The 8775-nt window shown below is 46.4% G+C and carries 6 protein-coding genes; all 6 read left to right on the top strand.

Annotated features, from left to right (window positions below):
- Window positions 1-3314, top strand: a 3314-nt coding sequence (locus tag ACTHMC_RS23180) for a SusC/RagA family TonB-linked outer membrane protein (RefSeq protein WP_440416839.1), incomplete at its 5' end; no start/stop codon positions are given.
- Between the two features lie 26 nt (window positions 3315-3340).
- On the top strand, window positions 3341-4813 hold the full coding sequence (locus tag ACTHMC_RS23175; RefSeq protein ID WP_440416838.1) for a RagB/SusD family nutrient uptake outer membrane protein: 1473 nt from the start codon (window positions 3341-3343) through the stop codon (window positions 4811-4813).
- 18 nt (window positions 4814-4831) lie between these two features.
- A complete protein-coding gene (locus ACTHMC_RS23170) occupies window positions 4832-5533 on the top strand; it encodes a DUF4843 domain-containing protein (RefSeq protein WP_440416836.1) in 702 nt (233 codons plus the stop codon).
- A 17-nt stretch (window positions 5534-5550) separates the two neighbouring features.
- A complete protein-coding gene (locus ACTHMC_RS23165) occupies window positions 5551-7083 on the top strand; it encodes a PKD-like family lipoprotein (protein ID WP_440416835.1) in 1533 nt (510 codons plus the stop codon).
- Window positions 7084-7165: 82 nt separating this feature from the next.
- Window positions 7166-8095, top strand: a complete 930-nt coding sequence (locus ACTHMC_RS23160) for an ABC transporter ATP-binding protein (protein ID WP_440416833.1) — start codon at window positions 7166-7168, stop codon at window positions 8093-8095.
- A 32-nt stretch (window positions 8096-8127) separates the two neighbouring features.
- On the top strand, window positions 8128-8775 hold a 648-nt coding region (locus ACTHMC_RS23155; protein WP_440416832.1), incomplete at its 3' end, for an ABC transporter permease.

Raw genomic sequence — 8775 nt, 5'->3', positions numbered from 1 at the left:
CCTCCGGAACTTCTCTGGAAAAGTTGTTTACGGAAATTGAAAGACAAACAGGATTTGTTTTTCTCTACAAGGAAGGGCTACTCTCCAACACCAAACCTGTTTCTATAAAAGCAAAGGATCTCCCCCTGGAAGATTTCCTGGAAAAACTATTGCGCGGGCAGCCGCTCACCTACAGGATTGCCGACAGAACTGTATTCATCACCCGGCAGACTATTGCAGGGAATAACAATGCAGACCAGTTGTCTCCCGCCAGTCCCGGCTCCTCCCTGTTCATCCCGCCGGTTCAGATCAAAATAAAAGTGGTAAGCGCAGATGGAAATCCTCTGACCGGCGCCACCGTTACCAATAAGAACAGCGGCGTATCCAAAGTTACCGGGCCAACCGGCGAGCTCACGCTACAGGTGAATGCAGGCGATGTACTCGAAGTGTCGTTTGTTGGTTTTGAAAAAGCAACACACAAAATATCCGCCAACGCTACTTCCGTTCTCATCAAATTACAGGTGGCGGAAAAAACGCTTGATGAAGTGGTAACCGGCTATAGCCGCATGAAAAAAGAAAGTTTTACCGGCAATTCCATACAGGTTACGCAGAAAGACCTGCTGAAAGTGAGCAACCGGAACCTGGTGGATGTGCTGCAGGTTTTCGATCCTTCCTTCCGTATAGAGGTGAACAATGTGATGGGCAGCGATCCCAATACACTTCCTGAATTCTATATCAGGGGACGCTCAGGCATTGGTGTTAAAACGCTTGACCAGGTGGATGTGTCGCAGGCCGCACTGACCAATAATCCCAATCTGCCCATCTTTATCATGGATGGTTACGAAGTGTCTGCAGAAAGAGTGTATGATTTCGACATCACCCGCATCAAGAATATCACCATCCTGAAAGATGCTGCTGCAACAGCTGTGTACGGCTCCCGCTCCGCCAATGGAGTAGTGGTGATCGAAACAGTGGCGCCCGAGCCGGGCAAGCTGAGATTGGATTATACCATGGTAGGCTCTTTGACTTTACCTGATCTTACCGATTATAATTTAATGAATGCAGAAGAAAAACTGCAGGCAGAGATCCTGGCTGGCTACTACAACGTAACGCCCGGCATGACCCCCGTAAACAAAGGAGCGCTCCTGAAAGAATTGCTGATGAAGCAAAACCAGATCGAACGTGGTGTGAATACAGACTGGATCTCACAACCGGTAGAGAATGTATTCAATCACAAACACACGCTCAATATCGACGGTGGAACGGATAATCTTCGCTTCAATTTCCTGGTGAAATACGATAAACAGAAAGGCGTGATGAAGTCCTCTTTCCGCGAAAGGAAAGGAGGAGGTTTGGGGATCGATTACAGGCAAAAGAAATTTCAGATCCGCAATGATATCACTTATGATGTGGTAGATGCACAGGCCTCTCCATATGGTGATTTCAGCCCTTTTACCACCAAGGCGCCTTATGATGAGATCTACGGGCCTGATGGACGTCCTGTGAAAAACACTACCCTCTGGCATACAGGAGACGCACTGATCTCCAACCGCTTCAATCCAATGTATGAAGCTTACAGTACCAATAGTTTTAACAAGAACGGCTATTACAGTTTAGTCAATAACACCGCCATTATCTGGAACTTCTTACCCAAATTCCAGTTAAGGGCTGACCTGGCGCTTACCAGGCAGGATTCCTGGACGGATGCTTTTATCGATCCGGCATCCAGTAAATACAATCTCCTTACCAGTACCGATCTCAGCAATATCGGGGAGCTCACCCGCACAAAAACGGTAAACAAAGGATATAATACCAACCTGTTCCTGCGATATGAAAACCGTTTTGCCGGTCATAGTTTCAATTTTTCCGGAGGAATGAATGCCCGCGAAACAAATGTGACCATGTCGGCCGAATACTATGCCGGATTCCCTTCCGGTTCGCAGAACTCACCCAATTTCGCCAACAAGATCGTGCGTAAGCCCGCTTACTCGGATAACCATACCCGCTTGTTCGGAAGTTTTGTGACCATGAACTATGCGTTCCAGGATATTTACCTGCTGGATGTTTCAGGGCGTCTTGACGGGTCTTCCGAATTCGGTTCCGATAACCGGTTTGCACCGTTCTGGTCGGTAGGTACCGGTATTAATTTCCATAAATACAAATGGGTGAAAGACCTTGGTATTTTCAACAGGCTGAGATTGACCGGAACAACCGGTGAACTGGGCAAAACAAATTTCCCTCCTTACGCAGCAAAGGGGTTGTTCGTTTACCAGGATAAATGGTATGCAACCGGTAACGGCGCTTTCCTCATGGGCATGGAATCTCCCGCACTGACCTGGGAAAAAACAACTACCTACGATCTGATACTTGATTTCGGGATCTTCAAAGACCTGGTTTCAGTAAACGTTGATTTCTACAATAAGATCACCAACAATCTGGTGAACGATGTGGACCTGCCGCTTTCCTCCGGCTATACCAGTTACAAAGACAATATTGGTAAGGTCCGTAACAGGGGATTCGAGGTATTTGTAAGAGCGAATATCATTCGTGAGAAAGATTTTCAGTTTTCAGTATACGGCAACTTTGCCAGTAACAGGAACGAACTGCTGGAATTGTCCAACTCACTGAAAAAATACAATGACCTCGTAAATACGCAGTACGACGGCTTTACAGGAAACACGCCAACCAGCCCTCATTACCTGGAGAAATATTCTACCCCTTATACCAAGTATGTAGAAGGAGGATCTTTAACTTCTATTTTCGGTATGCGTTCAATGGGCATCAATCCGATGGACGGTAAGGAAGTGTATGTCCGCCCGGATGGTACCATTACCTATGACTGGGTAGCTTCCGATCAAACGATCATTGGTGATTATTCTCCCAAAGGCCAGGGATCATTCGGATTCAATATCGGCTATAAAGCTTTTTCGCTTTTTGCATCTTTCCTGTACCAGTATGGGGCGCAGGAATACAACAAGACTTTGGTAACGAAAGTAGAGAATGTAGACATCTACAATAAGAATGGCGATAAAAGGATCCTGCTGCAAAGATGGGTGAAGCCCGGCGATATCACTCCCCTGAAAGACATTGCCAGCAGGAGTTACACCACCAGGCCCAGTTCCAGGTTCATCCAGGATAACAATTTTGTGAGGTTCAATTCATTGAGCATCGCATATGACCTGGTGTCGAAAAAGCTGTTGAATTATGGTATTTCCCGCTTGAAAGTCCAGTTGTCGTCCAATAACCTGGCCACCTGGTCAACCATTCTGCAGGAGCGGGGAACTTCCTATCCTTTTGCAAGGAACTATGATTTGACTGTAAAGATTGTATTGTAAGCTGTGCTTGTATAAAAAACAGAAACATGAAAACATTCATTAAACATATAGCAGTAGTACTTTCTGTACTTGTATTTTCCGGCTGTAATAAATGGTTGGATGTTAAGCCTACCGATCAGATCACACAGGAGCGCCTGTTCAGTGAAGGCATAGGGTTCCGGAATGCACTGAATGGAATTTACCAGTACATTGCTGAAGGAAACCTGTATGGGAGGAACCTGACCTGGGGGCTGAACAGCGCACTGGCGCAGGATTATATCGGCAATGATATTTCTCAGGAATATCAAAATGCAGCCACTACCTTCATTCAGACCGATCCCACCGTTCTGGCCATAGGAACCGATATCTGGGGTAATGCCTACAAGGCCATTGCCAACAGTAACAAACTGATCACTGAAATAAAGAATAAGGATACCGGGCTTTTCCAGTTTGGCAATGTTGAGAAAAAGCTGATCCTGGGAGAAGCCATCGCATTGAGGGCGATGCTGCATTTTGAGCTGGTAAGACTTTTTGCGCCATCTCCGGCTCAGGATCTGTCTGGCCAGTATATTCCCTATGTTGATAAATATCCTTCCTATTACACGGCGCCATCGCCTACTTCCACTGTGCTGCAGAACATCCAGAAAGACCTGGAAGAAGCGAAGAACCTGGTTGCCGAGAACGATACCATTCTGAACAGGGCAGCGCTCAGCACTAAGCTGACTACCCGTTTAGTGGGCAGCAATGTTGCCGAAGAACGTTTCTTCACTTTCCGCATGATGCGATTGAACCATGTGGCCATTGCAGGCCTGCAGGCTAAAGTTGCATTGTATGCCGGTGATGTGGAGAAAGCCTTGAGTGAAGCTGCGTATGTGTACATCTATGGACCTTCCGGGGCTAAGAAATGGTGGGAATTTACATCTTCTACCAATGCAGCCGGGGTGAACATATATACAAAATTTGCGGATGATGTATTGTTCGGATCATTCAATACAGACCTGGTAGCGGATGTCACCGCCTATAAAGGCACCACGCTAAGGTACAGGATCAACAAGCAGGTATCCTCCTGGTTCCCTGCTGCTGAAAGGGATTACCGGATCAACCTGCTGATCCCGGACGCCGTGGTATCCACCGATATGGTGAGTCAGAAATGGATTGCCACCAATTCAACCGGGCAATTCAGATCGCAGCAGAATACTTTCGCTCCCGTACTTCGCCTGAGTGAGATCTATTATATCTACAGCGAAGCACTCTATCGTAAAGGGCTAACCGCAGAAGCCCTCACCATTCTCAACCAGGTGAGAGTAGCCAGAGGTAAGATCAATACATTCACGGATCAATCAGAAGCCGGTTTCTATAACGAGTTATTAAATGAATATCGAAGGGAATTCCTCACGGAGGGGCAAACCATCTTTGCCTACAAAAGGCTCGGAAGGGGAATGCAGATCAGCAGCACACAGCTGATCCCTATGGATGAAAGGTTCACATTCAAAATTCCGGAAGGAGAAGTCATTTACTAATTATCGAAATCAGAACAAATGAAACAATTAGGAATCATACTATTGATAGTTACCGGACTCTCTTTACAAAGTTGTTCAAAGAGGGATATCACAAACTATAACGGCGGTCATTATATCCAGTTTACCACTGCTTTCACGGATACCCTGCAGTTTTCCTTCTTCTTCCATCCCGGAAAACCGGAAGTGGATCTGGCGATGCCTGTAAGACTCACAGGCACCATGCCTGAAAAGGACCTGGATTATATGATCGAAGTGGTGCAGGACAAAACCAATGCGCCCTCCACTACCTACACGCTGCCCGCTGTATTCAAGTACAGGGCGGGTTTTACGCAGGATACTGCTCATATTGTTTTCAAGAATATTCCTCAGCTGGCCACTGAAGCTGTACTGCTGACCATCAGGATAAAGGATACCGAAGCTGTGAAAGCCGGTCAGACCAATTATGCTTACCGCGTTTTCAGGATCAGTGACCTGATAGCGAAACCGGTCTGGTGGAATGCGGAAATGGACAGATTCTATCTGGGCATTTATTCCGAGAAAAAATTCAGGGCATTCATGGATGTAACGGGCGTGGGTGATCTTGCTGCGTATGATCCCAGCCAGCAACGCGTTTTGATGCTTCGTTTCAAGTATTACCTGATAGAAATGAAGGAGAACGGAACGCCCCTCTTGCTGGAAGACGGATCGGATATGCTGGCCAGCCTTCCCTTAATTGGTTAATCTATAATCTGAAAACAATGAAAGTACAATTTTCTATAAATACTGTTTTGGCTTCGCTGCTCATCTCATTGCCGGGATGTATTAAAGACAAGGGCAATTATTCCTATAAAGAGGGTAGTCCGGTTACCATACGGTTTCAGACTACCAATATCGATGGACTGATTGATAACCCTGTAACCATTAATGCCATCAGGGAATATAGCGATCCCTCCAAAACCGCCGCTGATTACGGACATGAATGGTATGTAAGTGATCAGCTGGTGGGTACCGATTCCATCCTGGTGTACAATGGAGCTGAACCCGGAACATTGCCTGTCAATTATTGTATGGTGGATAAGGCAACAAAGGTTAAATACTTCTCTACTACTGCCATATTGCGGTTGGCCTCTCCTTATCAGAGCGGGTACACTATCCTGTATGAAAAGAACGGAGAATCAGAGCTGGCGCATATCCGTTATGATGCCGCTCAAAAAATTTATGTAGATGACCGTGATATCTATAAATGGAAGAACAACGGGGAATCTCTGGGGAGCAAACCGGTAAAACTGAAGAACTATCCGGTGACAGGTGTATGGAGCCTGGTAGTAATGCAGCAGGGAGGGCAGGGGACGGTTGAGTTGGACTCCTACAGCCTTCAGAAGAGGCTGCGGCTAAGGGACGCTTTTGCGGGCAGTGCGCCTGCCAATATCGATCCCGTCAATATGGGCTTCTATCCCAATGCCCATCTGCTGGTGAATACCAACGGGGAAGTATATCCGAGATTATTCTCTAATTCACCTGTTCCCTTTTCGATGCCCTGGTTGAATATTCCTATGACCACGCTGAATGGAATGAAGATCACCGATCTGTGGAATCCATATTCCAATTCCAACCTGATGAACTTCATGTATGATGCTATGAACAACAGGATCCTTTACCTCTCATTGAACGGGCCGAATCCAACCGGTGGGTGGGTGGTTATCGATACATTGCCGAGCCCCACGCCTGCAACTCCTTATCCTTCGGACCATGTCAACTTCAATCATATGGGAGACTGGGAATATGTCTGGGGCGGCTCCTTCAATGAAATACCGAACAGTGGAAATGGCGCCTCCACCGATGGCGTGGTATTGATGAGGAAACCGGGAGAAAATCAGATCTACATGCAGTCCTTTACCATGCGCAATTTGAATCGTGTTATCACTTTCTCCCCCAAAACAAGGAAGGCATTTACCGGTAGTAGTCTTGTAAATGCTGACAGTAAATACCTCGGTATCAAAAGCAGGAACTTTATCTTCTTTTCCGGAGGCCCCGGCAATAATGACCTGTATTATTTCGATATGATCACGGGGGCTGCGGCCAGGCTCTTCACTTCCTTCGGAAGTAAGATCACTGCCATGTCCCAGAGCGACAATTTCCTTGAACTGGCGGTGGGTCTGGAAGACGGTACTGTAGTTCTCTATAATATTTCCGATGCATCCCTTACATTGCCCGCCCCCGTTGAGTTACACCGTATGACGGGCCTGGGTCTTATTGCCGATATAACTGTCAAGAACAGTATCATGCGTTAATCCTCCAACTACATATACGCTTTAAGTACAATCGTCCTGATGGGCGATACAGGGCATCATTTTTTTAAAACTTTCAGGATTTATGAGCGAATCTATTGTAAAAGTGGAACAGCTATCCCATCGGTACAGTGTACAATGGGCCATCAAAGACATCAGCTTTGAATTAATGGAAAAAGGGATTTATGGATTGTTGGGAGCTAACGGAGCAGGCAAATCCACCATCATGAATATCATGTGTGGCGTGCTGAAACAAACCAAAGGCAATGTATATATCAGGGGATACAACCTGGATACACATCCGGTGGAGGCCAAGAAAAGAATCGGCTTTCTCCCCCAGGTGCCTCCGGTACAACCTGAACTCACCGTGGAGGAGTATCTGACCTATTGTGCACACCTGCGCATGATTCCGAAATCAGAAATTCCGGCTGCAGTAAAGTATGTAATGGAACAATGTAATCTTTCTCACTACAGAAAGAGGCTGATCAAGAACCTTTCCGGAGGATACAAGCAAAGGGCCGGCATTGCACAGGCGATCATCCACAAACCTGAATTTGTAATTTTTGATGAACCCACCAACGGCCTCGATCCGAACCAGATCCTGGAAGTAAGGAAACTGATCAAAAGTATCGCTGAAGAAAGAACAGTGATCCTGTCAACGCATATCCTCCAGGAAGTGCAGGCGCTTTGTGAGCATATCTGGATGATCAATGAAGGGCAGATGATCTTTTCAGGTCCCATGGAGGACTTCGACACCTATCTCCAGCCAAGCTCTCTTTCGGTGAGCCTGGCGCAGCTTCCTTCCCTGCAATACCTGACAGCCATCGACGGAGTGGTTGAAGCAAGCCATACAGGAGGCATCGACTATACCGTGAACTATGCTTCCGATTCAAGGGAAGTGATCTCAAGGATCGTGAAGAGCGCTGTAGAGAACAACTGGGAGCTATTGCATATCTCACAAAACAAAAATTCACTCGACAATATTTTTGCCGAGCTCTCCAGGAAGAAGTCCTGATCTTTTTAAGCAGTCAAACAAAAGAACAATCAATGAAAACAACATACAGGATTGCAAAGGCGGAATTACAGGTATTGTTTTATTCTCCTGTTGCGTGGTTAATACTGGTGATCTTCGCACTTCAGACAGGTATTGTATATACCAATCTTTATGGCGCCATGGCGCACAGGGATATTTTGGGTCAGGTTACCAAAAATGTCACTTACAGCATTTTCAATAACCAGATGGATGGCTTCTTTCTCAGCATCCAGGGTTATCTCTATTTATATATTCCATTATTGACAATGGGAGTGATCAGCCGGGAGTTCAACAGCGGATCCATCAAGCTGCTGTATTCCTCTCCGGTCAATAGTTTCCAGATCGTGCTGGGAAAGTTCCTGGCCCTGATCGTTTTTGCTTTCACGCTGATCGGGATATTGAGCATGTTTTGCCTCCATGGAGCGTTCACGATAGTGAATTTCGATTATCCTGCTGTACTCTGCGCATTACTGGGGTTATTCCTGTTGATCTGTGCGTATGCCGCTGTAGGCCTTTTTATGTCGTCCATCACTTCCTATACCGTGGTAGCGGCCATCGGTACGCTGGCAATACTGGCCCTGCTCAACCTGATGAAAAGCTGGTGGCAGGATATCGCATTTGTCAGGGATATCACCTACTGGATCGCTATTTCAGGAAGAAGT

This window comes from Pseudobacter sp. (assembly GCF_051955275.1).
Classification (GTDB): Bacteria; Bacteroidota; Bacteroidia; order Chitinophagales; family Chitinophagaceae; genus Pseudobacter.
Note: the sequence above shows the minus strand (reverse complement) of the source record. Positions and strands in the feature narration are given on the sequence as shown.